The organism is Erythrobacter sp. SN021 (assembly GCF_021864455.1).
The window spans coordinates 180223-195640 of the sequence record NZ_JAKKUW010000001.1; the positions used below are offsets into that span (position 1 = coordinate 180223).

General features: G+C 62.1%; 17 protein-coding genes and 1 tRNA gene. 3 read left to right on the plus strand and 15 right to left on the minus strand.

Annotation, left to right across the window (positions count from 1 at the left end; genetic code table 11):
* Positions 1–32 precede the first annotated feature (32 nt).
* The 3 genes from L5849_RS00830 to L5849_RS00840 are packed head-to-tail and all read right to left on the minus strand — an operon-like array spanning position 33 to position 1454.
* The gene (locus L5849_RS00830) at positions 33–350 is read right to left on the minus strand and encodes a hypothetical protein (protein WP_236923906.1); all 318 of its coding nucleotides are present in this window, start codon (positions 348–350) and stop codon (positions 33–35) included.
* Complete coding sequence (locus L5849_RS00835) at positions 347–781, minus strand: phage holin family protein (protein ID WP_236923908.1); 435 nt, start codon at positions 779–781, stop codon at positions 347–349. The genes L5849_RS00830 and L5849_RS00835 overlap by 4 nt, the downstream gene beginning before the upstream one ends.
* Positions 782–803: 22 nt before the next feature.
* Entirely contained in the window at positions 804–1454 is a 651-nt protein-coding gene (locus tag L5849_RS00840) for a hypothetical protein (protein ID WP_236923910.1), read from the minus strand.
* Between the two features lie 162 nt (positions 1455–1616).
* On the opposite strand from L5849_RS00840, the gene eno reads away from it, so the two are divergent.
* Positions 1617–2906, plus strand: coding sequence for a phosphopyruvate hydratase (gene eno / locus L5849_RS00845; RefSeq protein ID WP_236923912.1), 1290 nt, complete (start codon positions 1617–1619; stop codon positions 2904–2906).
* 75 nt (positions 2907–2981) lie between these two features.
* Here eno and L5849_RS00850 read toward each other — a convergent pair whose 3' ends face one another.
* The 10 genes from L5849_RS00850 to L5849_RS00895 form a co-directional block, all read right to left on the minus strand.
* Positions 2982–3227 carry a hypothetical protein gene (locus tag L5849_RS00850; RefSeq protein WP_236923914.1) on the minus strand — a complete coding sequence of 82 codons (246 nt, stop codon included), beginning with the start codon at positions 3225–3227 and terminating at the stop codon, positions 2982–2984.
* Between the two features lie 225 nt (positions 3228–3452).
* The gene (gene ribH, locus L5849_RS00855; protein ID WP_236923915.1) at positions 3453–3875 is read right to left on the minus strand and encodes a 6,7-dimethyl-8-ribityllumazine synthase; all 423 of its coding nucleotides are present in this window, start codon (positions 3873–3875) and stop codon (positions 3453–3455) included.
* Positions 3876–3880: 5 nt separating this feature from the next.
* The gene (ribB, locus tag L5849_RS00860) at positions 3881–5125 is read right to left on the minus strand and encodes a 3,4-dihydroxy-2-butanone-4-phosphate synthase (protein WP_236923917.1); all 1245 of its coding nucleotides are present in this window, start codon (positions 5123–5125) and stop codon (positions 3881–3883) included.
* A gap of 116 nt (positions 5126–5241) precedes the next feature.
* Positions 5242–5317: transfer RNA gene (locus L5849_RS00865), tRNA-Lys, on the minus strand.
* Positions 5318–5404: 87 nt separating this feature from the next.
* Positions 5405–5737 carry a hypothetical protein gene (locus L5849_RS00870; protein WP_236923919.1) on the minus strand — a complete coding sequence of 111 codons (333 nt, stop codon included), beginning with the start codon at positions 5735–5737 and terminating at the stop codon, positions 5405–5407.
* Between the two features lie 237 nt (positions 5738–5974).
* Complete coding sequence (gene rodA, locus L5849_RS00875; protein ID WP_236923921.1) at positions 5975–7093, minus strand: rod shape-determining protein RodA; 1119 nt, start codon at positions 7091–7093, stop codon at positions 5975–5977.
* Positions 7090–9171, minus strand: a complete 2082-nt coding sequence (gene mrdA, locus L5849_RS00880) for a penicillin-binding protein 2 (protein ID WP_236923923.1) — start codon at positions 9169–9171, stop codon at positions 7090–7092. Before mrdA ends, rodA begins: the two co-directional genes overlap by 4 nt.
* The gene (locus tag L5849_RS00885) at positions 9171–9722 is read right to left on the minus strand and encodes a rod shape-determining protein MreD (protein WP_236923925.1); all 552 of its coding nucleotides are present in this window, start codon (positions 9720–9722) and stop codon (positions 9171–9173) included. Before L5849_RS00885 ends, mrdA begins: the two co-directional genes overlap by 1 nt.
* On the minus strand, positions 9722–10612 hold the full coding sequence (mreC, locus tag L5849_RS00890; RefSeq protein WP_236923926.1) for a rod shape-determining protein MreC: 891 nt from the start codon (positions 10610–10612) through the stop codon (positions 9722–9724). Before mreC ends, L5849_RS00885 begins: the two co-directional genes overlap by 1 nt.
* A gap of 14 nt (positions 10613–10626) precedes the next feature.
* Positions 10627–11670, minus strand: a complete 1044-nt coding sequence (locus L5849_RS00895; protein ID WP_115416714.1) for a rod shape-determining protein — start codon at positions 11668–11670, stop codon at positions 10627–10629.
* A 195-nt stretch (positions 11671–11865) separates the two neighbouring features.
* Here L5849_RS00895 and mutL point away from each other — a divergent pair, with 195 nt between their 5' ends.
* Positions 11866–13668 carry a DNA mismatch repair endonuclease MutL gene (gene mutL, locus L5849_RS00900; protein WP_236923928.1) on the plus strand — a complete coding sequence of 601 codons (1803 nt, stop codon included), beginning with the start codon at positions 11866–11868 and terminating at the stop codon, positions 13666–13668.
* Complete coding sequence (locus L5849_RS00905; RefSeq protein WP_236923929.1) at positions 13668–14153, plus strand: hypothetical protein; 486 nt, start codon at positions 13668–13670, stop codon at positions 14151–14153. The genes mutL and L5849_RS00905 overlap by 1 nt, the downstream gene beginning before the upstream one ends.
* 26 nt (positions 14154–14179) lie before the next feature.
* Here L5849_RS00905 and L5849_RS00910 read toward each other — a convergent pair whose 3' ends face one another.
* Positions 14180–14638 carry a MaoC family dehydratase gene (locus L5849_RS00910; protein ID WP_236923930.1) on the minus strand — a complete coding sequence of 153 codons (459 nt, stop codon included), beginning with the start codon at positions 14636–14638 and terminating at the stop codon, positions 14180–14182.
* Between the two features lie 16 nt (positions 14639–14654).
* The gene (locus L5849_RS00915) at positions 14655–15392 is read right to left on the minus strand and encodes a MauE/DoxX family redox-associated membrane protein (protein ID WP_236923931.1); all 738 of its coding nucleotides are present in this window, start codon (positions 15390–15392) and stop codon (positions 14655–14657) included.
* Positions 15393–15418: the final 26 nt, after the last annotated feature.

Here is a 15418-nt window from a genome sequence, read left to right on the forward strand (position 1 = left end):
GCGTGTTCGTCGAAACAACGGTTCGTAAGGCGCTAACGTTCCGGATTTTCGGTCGCGGCGTCATCCCCTTCATCGGGGTCCCGCCCAAACAGTTCCATGATTGGATTTCGTGCAAACCAGACAACTATCGCCGCAATCAGAGCTGCCAGAGCACCTTTGTTGTCCCCGGCCATATCGGCCGCTTCTTCGTAGAGATCGGTGGCACCTTCTCTCACGCGCTCAATGGCGCGTTCTCCCAACCCTTTATGGGCTAAGTCGGATTTGAGGTGCTCGATATCGGCTTCGACCAATGCGCGAGCGGAATCGCGCATATACTTGTCTTCCAGCATTCGGATCCGCCGATCGCTCATTCGGCGTCCTCCTCTTCGAATGCGTCCCGGATATCGTCGAGGCGCCCTTTCAGCAGTCGCAAGAGAAATACCCCGCCCGCAATCAGCGCGAGCGTTACGATGGCAGTCGCGCCCCAAGGTCCGACGATGGGCGCGAGCGCGATGACGAGCCCAACCGTGGTCGCAATCAGGGCGAGGTGAAAAACGCCGAAAGCGCCGAGCCCGAAGGCGAGGGCGCCCTTGAACCGGTTCCCGATATAACCCGCGCGGCTTTTCTGGAAACGCAGTTCCGCTTCGGCATATGTCTTGCCATCCTCAAGCAGCGCGAGAACATCGTCGGTCAAGGAAAACTGCCGACCGCCTTCATCCTCCTCATTGGGGGATTCGTGCTCGTCGGGCAAATCGAGCGGGCCGGAATACTCATCGACCCGCTCGTCGTTATCATCTCGCATTCAAACCCCCGTCATCGCTCGCTCAACGCGAGCCGCGGAATAGACGCGAAAGCATGAAACCGACAATCGCTGCGATCCCGAGTGCCTTGCCGGGGCTCTTGCGGACGAACTCACGGCCGTCCTCCACGAGATCGTCGACGCTTTTTTCGTCGAGCTTGGCAGCATAGCCATCCAGCGACTTCGAAGCGCTGCGAGCATAGTCACCGTATTTCGCGCCCAGTTTTTCGTCGACCTGATGAGCGTTCTCGTTGACGAGCTTGCTGAGCGAGCGCAGGCCTTCACCGGCCTTGACCTTGCCTTCGGTCGCAAGTTCACGGCCCTTCACCTTCGCTTCTTCGCCATAGGCTTTGGCTTCGGCGGCGAGGTCGTCGCCCTTGTGCTTGGCTTGATCGCGGTAGGCGGTGGCGCGGTCGCGGCCTTCCGCCTTGAGCGCGGCTGCACCTGCCTTTGCCTCTTCGAGAGCCGCGTTGAAGCGGGATTTCGCTTCGGCGCGGTTGTCGGTGGTGGGGGCTTGGGGTGCTGTATCGGTCACGGGGGTCATCTCCTTCGCTACGCCCTTCTTCGCCACGGTCTTGCGCGGCGTCTTGGCGCTCGTGGATTTCGAGGCTGCGGTCTTCTTGGTGGCAGGAGTATTGCGCTTCTTGGGCGCATCGCCTGCGGTGGTTTCTGCCATGATGGTCGTCCTTGCCCTTAATTCGTATTCGTCCGGCGAAATGGCCTTCGATGTTGCAACGCAACTTGCGCGCCAATGTTCCGGCGAATAGAGCGCTGCCAACTCCCCATCTGGGGGTGTTTTAGACGATTACAACACCTTTACCCCGGAGCGCCAGCACCCATGACCGCGATCATAGACATCCACGCCCGCGAAATCCTTGATTCACGGGGTAATCCCACGGTCGAGGTCGATGTGCTTCTCGACGATGGCAGCTTCGGTCGCGCGGCGGTGCCCAGCGGCGCATCCACCGGTGCGCATGAGGCCGTGGAGCTGCGCGACGGGGACAAGGGTCGCTATCTCGGCAAAGGCGTGATCAAGGCTGTCGAGGCGGTCAACGCCGAAATTCGCGATATGCTGGTGGGCGCTTTCGATGCCGAAGACCAGCGCGACATCGATCTTTCGATGATCGCACTCGACGGAACGCCCAACAAGGGCCGCATCGGTGCGAACGCCATTCTCGGCACCAGCATGGCAGTGGCCAAGGCGGCGGCCAATGCGCGCGGCCTGCCGCTTTACAGCTACGTCGGCGGCGTTTCGGCCCATGTGCTTCCCGTTCCGATGATGAATATCATCAATGGGGGCGAACATGCCGACAACCCGATCGACATTCAGGAATTCATGGTCATGCCGGTTGGCGCGGACAGTCTCGCCGAAGCGGTGCGCTGGGGCGCTGAGGTGTTCCACACGCTCAAGAAGAAGCTGCATGACAAGGGCCTGGCTACTTCGGTCGGTGACGAGGGCGGCTTTGCCCCCGACCTTGCCAGCACGCGCGACGCGCTCGATTTCATCATGGCCTCGATCGAGCAGGCGGGCTTCAAGCCGGGCGAGGACATCGCGCTTGCTCTCGACTGCGCCTCGACCGAGTTCTTCAAGAACGGCAAATACGAGATCTCGGGCGAGAACCTATCGCTCACCGGTCATGAGATGGCCGAATACCTCGATAAGCTGTGCCGCGACTATCCGATTCGCTCGATCGAGGACGGCATGGCCGAAGACGATTTCGAAGGCTGGAAGGCGCTGACCGACCGGATCGGCAATACCGTCCAGCTGGTCGGCGACGACTTGTTCGTGACCAACCCTCAGCGCCTGCGCGAAGGGATCGACCAGGGGCTTGCCAATTCGCTGCTTGTTAAGGTCAACCAGATCGGCACCCTGTCGGAAACGCTCGACGCGGTCAGCATCGCCAATCGCGCGGGCTACACCGCCGTGATGTCGCATCGGTCGGGCGAAACCGAAGATGCGACGATCGCGGATCTGGCAGTCGCCACCAATTGCGGGCAGATCAAGACCGGCTCGCTGGCCCGGTCGGACCGGCTCGCCAAGTACAACCAGCTCATCCGTATCGAGGAAGAGCTGGGCGATAGCGCGCATTATGCCCGGCGGCACTGTTTCGGGCGTATCGGGGGCTGAAGCGGGGGTCCCCGTGCAAGCGGGGACCTCGGTCCACCAGGACTGAGGGTCTGAGACGTCCGCTCTAGCGGAAGGTCAGCTTCGGTTCTTCGGGTGGAACCAATATTGCCAAACGCCCCAGGCGTTGATCAGCAGCAGCACGCCGTTCATTGCTGCCAGCGGCAGCGCGTCTTCCGTCAGGCCGATATAGATCCACAGCGCCGAGACGACGCAGAACAGGACAAAGCCCCAGGCGGTTGCGCGGCGCCCCAGATCGAAGGCGATCATAGAGGCGGCAATGACCGCCCCGATCGATGCGGCCCATTCGAAAGGGCCGTTCATGACGTTTCTCCCAGCATGATTGTGACGACGCGCGGCGCCAGCTAGCGTTCCGGGAACCGCTTCATAGAAGACCGATGAGAAGAAAGGGGTGGTTTTCGGGCAGGGCCGACAAAGGGCGATCCAGCCTCGCGACACGGTGCTGGCGAGCATGGCCCGTCCGGCTTGACGACCGTGCTCCCCCTCTATGGATTGATCATCACGTGCACCGTGATTTCGGCCATGGCGTCAGGCGGCGAAGCGCGCCTGCAGATCGAGCAGGGCCATGGCCGCCTTGGCCGCTTCGCCACCCTTGTCCTTCTGGGCCGGATCGGCGCGAACCAGCGCCTGCTCCTCGTTCTCGACCGTCAGGATGCCATTGCCGATCGCCATGCCGTCCATGGTCAGCGCCATGATCCCGCGGGCGCTTTCGCCTGCGACGATTTCGAAGTGATAGGTTTCCCCGCGGATGACCACACCGATGCCGACATAGCCATCGTACCGGCCGCTTTCCGAGGCCAGGGCGATCGCTCCGGGCACTTCCAGCGCGCCGGGCACGGTCAGCGCTTCGACCTCGTGCCCCTCTGCCTCGAGAGCGGCGCGGGCACCCGCGACGAGCATATCGTTGAGATGGTCGTAGAAACGGGCTTCGACGATCAGGAAACGGGCCATGCGTGTCACTCCGGGATAGGTTTATGATCGACGATGTTGAGGCCATAGCCTTCGATCGCCACGACATTGGGTTGCGAATTGCTGAGCAGGATCATGTCCTCGATACCGAGATCGGCAAGGATCTGCGAACCGATGCCGACGTTTCGCTGCGCATCGCTCTCGCTATAGCCCCGGTTAGACGCCGGTCGTCCGGTAATCAGCACGATCACACCGGCTCCGTGTTCGCCGACCGCATGCATGGAGCGCTGAAGCGTGCGCTTGCGCGGTCCCGGCCTGCCGAGCACGTCTTCGAAGATCGAAATCGGATGCACGCGGGCGAGCGTGGGTTGACCCTCCACGACATGGCCCTTCTGCAGGACGTAGCTTTCGCTGCCGTCCACTGTGTTACGATAGGTCAGCAGGCGCCATTCGCCGCCATAATCGGATTCGAAACTGTCTTCGCCGACGCGTTCGACCAGATGATCGTGGCGCATGCGATATTCGATAAGATCGCGGATCGTGCCGATCTTCATATCGTGCTTGCGCGCGAAGGCGATCAGATCGTCGAGGCGCGCCATGGTGCCGTCCTCATTCATGATCTCGCAAATGACACCCGAGGGGTTGAGGCCCGCTAGGCGCGAAATATCGACGGCTGCCTCGGTGTGGCCCGCACGGACCAGCACACCGCCATCCCGCGCGGCGAGCGGGAAGACATGGCCGGGCGTCACGATATCGTCCGGCCCCTTGGTCGCATCGATCGCCACGCAAACGGTGCGTGCGCGGTCGGCCGCGCTGATCCCCGTGGTGACGCCTTCTTTCGCCTCGATCGAAGTGGTGAAGGCGGTCTGCATGCTTTCGCGGTTGTCGCGGCTCATCGGCTCGAGGCCGAGCGCCTCGACACGTTTGCGATCGAGCGAGAGGCAGATCAGGCCGCGGCCATGTGTCGCCATGAAATTGATTGCGCTGGGCGTCGCCATCTGGGCGGGAATGATAAGGTCGCCTTCGTTTTCGCGGTCCTCGTCATCGACGAGGATATACATCCGGCCGTTGCGCGCCTCGTCGATGATTTCCTCGGCGCTCACAATGACCGGCGTGTCGTCATTGGCTTCGAGAAAGGCTTCGAGCTTGGCGAGGGTTTCGGCGGTGGGATTCCAACTTTCCTCGCTGCACTCGCGCAGCGTATTGGCATGAAGGCCCGCTGCACGGGCAAGGCCGGCGCGGGTCATCAGCCCTTGCGAGACAAGCGTGCGAACTTTTTCGATCGTATCCATACGTCGTTGGCTATCACATCACAATGTGATTGCCAACGACGATCGTCACATTGCATGTGATTTGCGCGCGATAGCCCCCTGTCGGGACTCGCCTGAATTGATCGGCTGAAGAAAAATGGTGGACGCACTAGGGCTCGAACCTAGGACCCGCTGATTAAGAGTCAGCTGCTCTACCAACTGAGCTATGCGTCCACACTGCGGCGTGCCGCGGCCTCGTGGAAAGAGGCGTTCCCGACTCGGGAGGCGCTCATATAGCGGGCTCTTTCGAGATGAAAAGCCCTAAATGACCGATCGGGTCGGATGCAACTTGCGCAGATGCGGCACGGCGGCTTTCCGCACCCTCAGCGTTGCGCCGAAAGGGTCGGATGGATTGTCCCCAATGGTAACGAGGCCGTCGGATTCGAGCTTGCGCGCGGCGGCAAAAGCGGCGCGCAAAGGCAGGCCGGTTGGCTGCGGGAGATCCCAGATCGTTATCGGCGTACCTTGTTGGTTGGCATACCAAATTTCCAGCAGAACCCTGTTGCGGGCCTCGTGGCCGATCGTGTCGGCCACATCGCTGCGATTGGAGTCGAGTTCGTCGTCGGCCCGCCGCCGGGGCTTCTCGGGGGTCATAAGTGAGTGCGTCCCTACTTCGCGGAACCTCCCCCCGGTTTCCGCTTGCTGTTTCGCCGGGCAGGTAGCCGGATGGGAATGAGAATCGAGTCCCTCAAGCGGGTGACATTTGCCTGTCGGCGAAGCCGCGCCGCGGAGTCGCGGATGATGGTGCCATCGGCCGCAAGATGTCGCCAGAAAAGCGAAGACCTGTAGGCAGCGGCCCCGGAAGGCGGCAAAATCGGTTTCGCTTGAAGCCTATCGCAACAGCCCCGTGCGGGGCGCAGTCCGGTTCCAGCGATTCACCATCATCAAGGATCCGATGCACACCATGTTGGTTAGCATAGAACTGCCTCCGTGGCTCATGAAGGGCAGGGGAATGCCTACGACGGGGGCAAGGCCCATGACCATCATCAGATTGATCGCGACGTAAAAGAAGATCGAGGCGGTCATTCCAAAAGCCAACAGCTTGTCAAAGCGCTCGGTGCTGGCGCGGGCCACCGACAGTCCCCAGCCAAGGATCATGGCAAAGGCGCCCAATACGACAAGGCCGCCCAGGAAGCCCCATTCTTCGGCCATGGTTGCGAAGATGAAATCGGTGTGAGGTTCGGGAAGGTAATTGAGATGGCTCTGCGATCCTTCGTTGAAGCCCTTGCCGGAAAAGCCGCCAGAACCGATCGCGATCTTCGATTGAGTGATGTGATAGCCATCGCCGAGCGGATCGCTTTCGGGATCGAGAAAGGTGAAGACTCGCTTCTGCTGATAGGGTTGCAGTCCGAAGAAGAAGGCGAGGGGGGCGAGGAGGGCGGCCGCCAGGCCCGCGCCAAGAAACCAACGCAACGGCAGCCCGGCCGCGAACATCACCATGGCGCCGCCGAAGGTTATCGCCAGGGATGTCCCGAGGTCGGGCTGGAGAAGGACCAGGGCCACCGGTGTCAGGATCAAGGCGCCCGCCGGGATTAAAGCCCGCCAGGTCGGCACCATCCCGACCGGAAGCGTCGCGTAAAATCGCGCCAGCATCAGCACGATGGCGGGTTTCATCACCTCGGACGGCTGCAATTGCATGAAGCCGAGATTGAGCCACCGCTGGCTGCCGCCTCCCACGAAGCCGATCACCTCCACGGCGCCCAGCATCAGGAGCACGATCACATAGATCGGGAAGGCGAAGAACATGGCCAGATCGCGGGAAAACCGGCTGAGCACAAAGGCCATGACCAGAAAGACGCCGAACCGGATCACATGCGACGATGCGTAGGGTTCCCAGCTCCCTGCGGCGGCCGAAAACAGAACCAGCGCGCCGAAAGCGATCAGCACGAAAAGGGGGAAAAGCATCTGCCATGGCTGCCGCGCGATCGGCGCGGGGACGATGCCGCTCATTGTTCCGCCTCCGCATTGGCGGCGGCGGACGAGCGCGAGATCTCTTCGGGCGTGCGATCGTCGACGCGCGAGGGATTGGATTCTTCAGCCAGTCCTTCGGGCTGGCGCGCCGCAAGTCGGGCTTCCGCCTCGACCTGGTCGAAAATATCCTCGTCGCGCGCCGGAACCGGCGGGACCGATTCGCCCTGCGCCGCGGCATAGGCACGGTATTTCGAATTCAGCCGCTGCTGCGCATTGCCGCCCCATTGTTCCTCGAGCGCGCGCAGGGCCTGCATGCCTTTGGCCGGGTCGAACATGAAGGTCATCACATCGCGCGCGATCGGATAGGCCGCGCCCGAACCGCCCCCATGTTCGATCACCACCGCGCCGGCATATTTCGGTTTGTCGAACGGCGCGAAAAACACGAACAGACCGTGGTCGCGATACTTCCATGGACCACTGCGCCCGTCCGAGACGCTGAGCGAGACAACCTGCGCGGTGCCCGTCTTACCGGCCATTTTGATGTGTTCGAAAGGCAGGCGAGCCCGCCCGGCGGTGCCCGGGCCGTTGACCGTATCGCTCATTGCCTGGCGGACATAGCCGATCTCTTCCGGACTGAAATCGAAATGTTCGAAGCGCGGCTGTTGGTCCGACATACGCAGGCGCGGCATAACCTTGAAGCCGGTCGCCATGCGCGCGCTCATGACTGCAAGCTGCAGGGGGTTGGTGAGGTAATAGCCCTGGCCGATCGACGAGTTCACCGTATCGTAGGGTTGCCACGCGCTACCGTGGCGGCGCTGCTTCCATTCGGGCGAGGGAACCGTGCCGAAGAACTGGCTCTGCACCGGAAGCGGGAATTCTTCGCCGAGCCCCATCTTGTGCGCCCATTCGGCGACCTTTGCGAAGCCCACCTGCTGGGCGAAGTGATAGAAATAACTGTCGCAGCTTTGATAGATGGCCTTGGCCATGTCGACCCGGCCGTGATTGCTCCAGCAGTTGAAGAAACGGTTGCCGATCCGGCGTCCGCCATTGCACATGATCGTTTCTTCGGGCTTCACCCCAGCGTCGAGAAAAGCCATGCAGTGCATCGGCTTGACGGTCGATCCCGGCGGATACAGCCCCTTGAGCACCTTGTTGCGTAGCGGCACACGCTCGTCATCGCGCAGCATGGCATATTCGACCCGGCCGATGCCTTGCGAAAAACTGTTGGGATCGAAGCTTGGCATGGATGCCATGCACAGAAGGTCGCCGCTCTCGCAGTCCATTACCACAACCGATCCGCTTTCCAGACCGATGCGGCGCGCGGCGTAATCCTGCAATGGCCCGTCGATCGTCAGGCGAACCGGATCGCCCTGAATGTCTTCCCGCGTTTCGAGTTCGCGCACGATCCGGCCCGATGCGGTGACCTCCACCCGCCGTGCCCCGGGGATACCGCGCAAATCCTGCTCGAACTGCTTCTCGAGCGCATCCTTGCCGATCTTGTAGCCGGGCGTGACGAGCAGCGGGTTGCGGTCCTGCTCGGCATATTCCTCGGCATTGGCCGTTCCGACATAGCCGATCAGGTGCCCTACGCTGGGACCGGTCGAATAAAAACGCGAGAATCCGCGCTGCGGCACGACGCCCGGCAGATCGGGCAGGCGCACGCTGACGGCGGCGAACTGATCGTAGCTGATGCCCGAGGCGATTTCCACTGGCTGGTAGCCGGGGCCATCATCGACGCGCTTGCGAATGTCGGCAGCCTGGTTCTCGTCGAGATTGAGGAGGTTGGCGAGCGCGGTGATCGTCGCGTCGGAATCGGGTGTGCGTTCCGGGATTATGTCGACGCGAAAATCCGCGCGGTTCGACGCGAGCGGCGCACCGTTCCGGTCGAGAATCCACCCACGACGCGGGGGTATCAGCGACAGGTTGACCCGGTTGCTCTCGCTTTCCAGTTCGTATCTCTCGTTCTCGGCGATTGCAATGTAACCCATGCGCGCCGCCAGCAGCACGCCGAGACCGCCCATCGCGGTTCCGATGACGAAGGTCCGACGGTCGAAGGCATTGTCGAGCGTCGAGTGGGTAACGACTTCGCGCGGCCGACTCCGCTTGCGCAGACGCATCAGACAGCCTTCCAGCGATGGAGGCGGAAGCGGTCGAGCGTGGCGACGATACGAGCTGCTATCGGGAAGAGAAGGGTGGTAAACACGAGTTGGGGCACAAGAGCGATGAGGGAATGAACATTGGGCTGGCCACCCGAAAGCAACCAACCTGCCAGCAGATAGGCCAATATCAATATACTGGCACTGAACCAGTCCTGCCAGAAGGCCCGCCATGGCATGCGGCTTTCGATCAGTTCGATAGCGATCATGATCAGAGACCAGGTGAAAATGGCGAAACCGAACGGTTGACCGCTATACAGATCGTCTACCAGACCAAGCGGCATTCCGGCCCATACGGGCAGCAGACCGGGACGCACCAGCCGCCATGCAAGCAACATGAGAAGCCCCAGCGGCGGCACCATCGGAAGAGCCGCGGCGATGGCGAAGATCGGCAGTATCGACCCGATGACGATCGAGATCCACGGGACGGCATTGGCAATGATGGGAGAGTGCGAGCGGTTTATCCGGCTACCATACGCATCGCTGCGCGAACGCGGGTCATTGCGCTCCATCACTCGGACAGCTCGCGCTCGACCGGGGTGGTGGCGCCCAGTGCCGCTTCCGGCTCGAAAATTGGCTCCACGCTCACATAGTCGGTTGCCGCCGGATCGCTGACAATGCGGGCGAGCCCTCCATCATCGGTGGTTTCGGTCAGTATGGCGACTGCAATGCCGGGTGGATAATATCCGCCCGCGCCACTGGTGACGAAGACGTCTCCAGGCTCAAGCGGATTGATGCCGAGATTGATCAGCCTGATACGCAGGAGGCCGTCACCGCGCCCTTCGGCAAACGCCACGACTTCGTCCTTTGCACGCCGCACCGGAAGTACGCTTTCGCTGTCGGTGAGCAGCAGAACGCGTGAACTGTCGCCACCGGCTTCGAGAATGCGGCCAACCACGCCGCGCGGCGAACGCACGGGCATTCCGATCGTCACACCATCGTTCAGGCCTGCACCAAGGTATGCGAACCGTCGGCTGCTGGAAGCCGAAGATCCAACGAGCCGGGCAACCGCCACAGGCTTTCGCTCGTCATCCTGAAGATCGAGCAGGCCCTTGAGGCGGGCATTTTCCTGCTTCACCGCCTCCGCTTCGGCCAGGCGAATGCGGGCGATCTCCATCTCGCGCTTGAGTTCGGCGTTCTTCGAGCCGGCCCGATAATACCCGCTGACCGTGTCCCAGAACCCTTTTGAGCCGGTGCGCACGGTCGCGGCGGTTTCCGTCGCCGGGGATACTCCATCCTGCGCCGCACCGCGCAGCCCGCCGAAGAGATGCGGCTGAAAGAAAGACAATACCAGCAGCGTGGCGCCGATCAGCGCACCCACGCCTGCAATAACGTAACCGGTGAAGAGGTTGTATTGCGCCCTTCGAGAATATCCCGAGCGCCGTGAGCCTGTCGGCGCCATCCCCTATGCCTTTCTCAAGCCGTCATCAGGACGCCGCGATAGATCGGGTCCTCCATCGCGCGCCCCGTGCCGAGCGCCACGCAGGAAAGCGGATCCTCGGCGATAGTCACCGGCAGGCCGGTTTCTTCGCGCAGATATTCGTCCAGCCCGCCGATCAACGCACCGCCGCCGGTGAGCACGATTCCCTGATCGACGATGTCCGCCGCCAGTTCGGGAGCGGTGTTTTCCAGTGCTATCCGTACGCCTTCGACAATGGCGCCAATCGGTTCGGACAGCGCTTCGGCGATATGGCCCTGGTTGATGGTGATTTCCTTGGGCACGCCGTTCACAAGGTCACGGCCCTTGATGGTGATGCTTTCGCCAACGCCGTCTTCGGGCGGGCGGGCGACACCGAAATCCTTCTTGATGCGTTCGGCAGTGCTTTCACCGATCAGCAGATTATGGTGTCGCCGGACATAGGACACGATCGCCTCGTCCATCTTGTCGCCGCCGGTGCGGACCGAAGTGGTGTAGGCCAGGCCACGCAGTGACAGAACGGCGACTTCGGTGGTGCCTCCGCCGATATCCACGACCATCGAACCGACCGGTTCGGTCACCGGCATGTCGGCGCCGATCGCGGCGGCCATGGGTTCGAGGATGAGATAGACCTGACTGGCGCCGGCATTCGAAGCGGCATCGCGGATCGCGCGGCGCTCGACGCTAGTCGAGCCGGAGGGGACGCAGATGGTGATTTCGGGGTAGCGCATCAGGCTCTTGCGCCCGTTCACCTTGCGGATGAAATGCTTGATCATCTCTTCGGCCACGTCGAGATCGGCGATCACGCCGTCGCGCAGCGGACGGATGGCCTCGATGCTGTCGGGCGTTTTGCCCATCATCATCTTGGCATCGTCGCCAACGGCCTTGACGCGCTTCATGCCGTTGATCGTCTCGAGCGCGACCACGCTCGGCTCGTTCAGTACGATGCCCTGATCCTGCACGTAAACCAGCGTATTGGCAGTCCCCAGGTCGATCGCCATATTCTGCACGCCGAATTTGAAGAGATTGTTCCAGAAGCCCATTGTTATTCGATTTTCCGTTATGTCGCGTGATCCGGCGAGAGGGGATGCGGCCCGCTCGCACCTCTCCGGAGGGAATGGTGGCGGTGCCTTAGCGATATAATGCTTCGAATGCCAAAAATTTCCGTCATTCCTGCGGGGGATAGATGAACGCGCCATCTCGGATTCGCGACACTTCACCGCTACACTTCATTGCCCATGCCAGAAATCCGCCGCCTGCCTGAAAATCTCGTCAATCGCATCGCTGCCGGCGAAGTGGTCGAACGGCCCTCATCCGCGCTCAAGGAGCTCGTCGAAAACGCGATCGACGCGGGGGCTTCGCGCATTGCCGTGAAGCTGGTCGAAGGCGGTCTCGACAGCCTGGAGGTGACCGATGACGGATGCGGGATGTCGCCCGAACAGATGGCCCTGGCGCTGGAACGTCACGCCACATCCAAGCTGGCCGACGATGCGATTGAACAGGTGTCCACCCTGGGCTTTCGCGGCGAAGCCTTGCCGAGCATTGCCAGTGTTGCGCGCTTCACCCTGGAAAGCCGCCCGCATGATGCGGAACAGGGCTGGCGCCGGGTTGTCGATCACGGCGAAACCGTGACCGAAGGCCCGGCTGCCCTGCCACCGGGTACGCGGGTAAGGGTGGAAAACCTCTTCGGCAAAATCCCGGCCCGGCGCAAATTCCTTCGCACACCGCGCAGCGAATATGCCGCCTGCAAGGATGTGGTCCTTCGGCTCGCCATGGCGCGGCCCGATATCGCAATCACGCTGGACCATGGCGATCGGCGGATATTCGGACTGCAGGGCGGGGAAGGGCTTGCAAACCGCGTGGCGCAACTGATCGCCCGCGAACTCAAGGACAATGGGGTCGCCATCGATATGGAACGCGGCGCGATGCGGCTGACCGGGATTGCCGGCCTGCCAACCTATAATCGCGGCGTTGCCGACCACCAGTATCTGTTCGTCAATGGCCGCCCGGTGAAAGACCGCCTGCTGACCGGCGCGGTCCGCGGTGCCTATGCCGATATGCTGGCCCGCGATCGCCATGCGGTGCTCGCGCTGTTCCTAGACCTTCCGTGCGAGGATGTCGACGTCAACGTTCATCCGGCCAAGACCGAGGTGCGGTTTCGCGATTCGCAGGGGGTGCGCGGCTTTATCGTTTCGGGCTTGCGACAGGCGCTGGCCACGGGCGACAAGCGCAGCGCGCAAACCCCCGATGCGGGCGCCATGGCCCGCTGGCAGCAGGAGCCTGCCGGGGACGAACCGGCTCCGGCGCTTCGCTCGATCTTCAACGGGCGGGACTGGTCCGGCCCGCAGCATCGCGTGTCGGAAGCGAATACGGCGTGGCGCGCGGTGGAGGCGGACGTCATGGCCGAGCCGCATGGCCGCGCCGAGGAGGCGGCGCCGGTCGCCCAGGACACCGAAGACTATCCACTCGGTATCGCGCGCGGGCAGGTGGCCAACACCTATATCGTTGCCGAGGCCAAGGACGGGCTGGTGCTTGTCGATCAGCATGCGGCGCATGAACGGCTCGTGCTCGAACGGTTGCGCGCTGCCGGGGCGGAAGAGGCGGTGGCAAGAAGCCAGGCACTGCTCATCCCCGAAGTCGTCGAACTGGACGAGACGAGCTGCGACAGGCTCGAGGAAGCCGCACCGAAACTTGCCGAGCACGGGCTCGCGCTGGAACGCTTCGGGCCGTCGGCCATGCTGGTGCGCAGCCTGCCGCATGCCATCGCGCGGACCGATCCTGAAAAACTGCTCCGCGATATCGACGACGATCTTGCCCTCAATGGCGAGGCCTTGTTGTTGGGCGAGAAGCTCGATCTCGTGCTTGCGACCATGGCCTGCCACGGTTCGGTCCGGGCAGGCCGCGTGTTGCGGGTCGAAGAAATGAATGCCCTGCTGCGCGAAATGGAGCGTACACCGCGTTCGGGCCAGTGCAATCACGGCCGCCCGACTTGGGTGAAACTGTCGATGGACGACGTCGAGAAACTCTTCGGGAGGCATTGATGCGCGCCGGAATTCTCTTGCTTGTGGTGGCACTGGCCGCCTGCTCGAACGAACCGACCGAGGAGGAACGGCAGGCCGCCGTGGCCGAGGTGAAGGCCAACCAGACACCGGCGCCCGAAAACCTCGATCTCGGCGCGATCCGGTATCGGGAAATCGAACAGCATGATCTTTATGGCGCCGGATGCAGTTTCGCGCCCGAAGGCGGCGGTTTGTCGGCGGTCGCCCTGGCCATGGCGGAGACCGGGCATTTCCTGCGCGGAACCGAACTGATGACGCTGGCTGCGGACAAGGGCAGCGCCGAACTGCCCTATCTCGCGCGGCGCAAATATGACGGAACGGAATATTCCATGACGCTCGACCTGGATGAGGCCGAGGGTGAGCAGGTGGGCGAGGAAGTCAGCGATTTTCCCGCGACGCTGACGATCCGCGATGCGGCCGACCAGATCGTCTACCGCAAGGACGGCATCGCCCAATGCGGAGCCTAGTCTAGGCTAGCCTAGACTAGGTTAGGCTAGTCGGCCCCGTTGGGATCGCGCGTACGGATCAATCCGTTGGACTGCATTTCCAGCACGACTTCGTCATGCTGGTTGAGCGTCCTGATCCGGGTTTTGAAAATGCCCATCTCAGGTCGTGACTGGCTGCGGCGCTTTTCGATCACCTCCGTCTCGCAGCGCAGAGTGTCCCCGGGATAGACCGGCTTTTTCCATCGCAGATGGTCGATGCCCGGAGATCCGAGACCGGCCGATTTCTCCTGTTTCATATTCTCGACCATCATCGCCATGGTCATCGAGCAGGTATGCCAGCCACTCGCGGACAGCCTGCCGAAATGGGTCTGCGCTGCCGCCTCCTCGTCGAGGTGAAACGATTGCGGATCGTATTTGGAGGCAAACTCCATCACCTCTTCCCGCGTAACCTGATATTGGCCGAAGGCGCGCTCCCGCCCGATCTCGATGTCTTCGTAGAACTGCATTGCAAATTGCAATGGATCACAATGCTGGGCGAAGCAACATCCAAATTCCCATGCCCATCATCGCGAGGTTTTCGGTCAGCGAGATAAACCCGAGCGGCACATTGGCGCTTCCGCCCACGCAGGCGCATTTGATTTCGCGCTTCTGGATATAGACGGCATAGAACACGCTGACAGCCCCGACCGTGCCGATGAACAGGGCAATGGGGATCGACAGCCAGGGTAGCAATCGGCCCGCCATCAGGACGGCTGCGGCGGCCTCGAGAAAGGGGTAGGCATAGGCATAGCGAACCCAGCGCTGCCCCAGCAGGTCGTAGCCGACGAACATGGTCGAGAACTGTTCCACGTCCTGCAGCTTCAGCATGGCCAACATGGCCATGGAAAATGCCACGAACCATTCGGCGGTGCGGATCGTCAACGGGGTTCCGAATACGAACTGGCTGAGGGCAATGGCGAGGGCGGCGCCAACGGCGAAGACCGCGATCACGGGGCGGTAGCTGGTCGCATCCGGATCGCGGGCACGTCCAAAATGTTCGGCCAGATCGGTGTATCCTCCGACACGCTCGTCGGCAATGAAAGCCTGCGGCGTCGTCGATACATCGAACCTTTGCTTGAACGCGTCGGTTTCTTCGCGGGTGCTGAGGTGATGATCCTCGACCCGGTAACCTTCGCGTTCCAGCAGCCATTTGGCTTTGATTCCATAGGGACAGACATGCTTGTCCATCACCATTCGATAGAGTGTGGCGGTCTTTTCCATGCGCGCCAGATATACCCCCAGGGGGT